Origin of the sequence: Paragemmobacter kunshanensis, from assembly GCF_011059185.1 — a bacterium.
In the GTDB taxonomy this organism is placed as follows: domain Bacteria; phylum Pseudomonadota; class Alphaproteobacteria; order Rhodobacterales; family Rhodobacteraceae; genus Paragemmobacter; species Paragemmobacter kunshanensis.
Genome location: NZ_JAALFE010000111.1, coordinates 1 through 612 on the forward strand (window position 1 = coordinate 1; position 612 = coordinate 612).

Here is a 612-nt window from a genome sequence, read left to right on the forward strand (position 1 = left end):
GGTGGATTCCAGCCCTTGAGCCGTCGCCGCGCCATGGCCCCTTCGAGCCGAGCGCGCACGGCTGCAGGGCTGCCGCTGGCCCGGCCGGGAATGGACCCGCCGCGGAACCTGTCGAACAGCCCCATGCTCAGAGCCCCTTTTCCGTGTTGACGCGCACTTGCCGCACGATCCGCCGCCCTTCGGCTGAAGCGATTTCGCGATCCAGCGCCTCGAGGGCCCGGTCGATCTCCGCCACGGTACGGTAATCCACTGTCTTTCCGTCATAGCTGACACGGGCCACGCCCGAGGCACGCTGTGCGGCCAACGCCTCGCGACGGGAGCGGAGGTCCGTGATTGTCGCCATGACGGCCCACCTCTATCCTGCTCGCAACCCGTCCTGACCAGGCCCGCCATGACCGACCGGATTGCCCGCCTTCGCATCGAACTGCTGCATCTCGAGCCCTGCATCTGGCGTGAGCTCGAGGTCAGCCTGACCACCAACCTCCGCGCCCTGCACGAAATCATCCAGGCGGTGATGCCGTGGGAGAACTACCATCTCTATGATTTCCGGGTCGGCGACAGGGTCTATGGCGAACCCGATCCAGAGGACGCGGTGTGGGGCCGCAAGATCTA

Annotated in this window: 2 protein-coding genes; one reads left to right on the top strand and one right to left on the bottom strand. The window is 66.3% G+C overall.

Going from position 1 to position 612, the window contains the following annotated elements:
- Nucleotides 1-127: 127 nt before the first annotated feature.
- Nucleotides 128-343: a phage head-tail joining protein gene (locus G5V65_RS22025; protein ID WP_165054781.1), complete on the bottom strand. Its 216-nt coding sequence runs from the start codon at nt 341-343 to the stop codon at nt 128-130.
- Between the two features lie 48 nt (nt 344-391).
- Between G5V65_RS22025 and G5V65_RS22030 the strand changes: the two genes are divergently transcribed.
- On the top strand, nt 392-612 hold a 221-nt coding region (locus G5V65_RS22030), incomplete at its 3' end, for a plasmid pRiA4b ORF-3 family protein (RefSeq protein WP_165054784.1).

What these genes read in the sequence shown, in the direction of transcription:
- G5V65_RS22025 (WP_165054781.1), bottom strand. Translation starts at nt 343, where the DNA reads ATGGCGACAATCACGGACCTCCGCTCCCGTCGCGAGGCGTTGGCCGCA.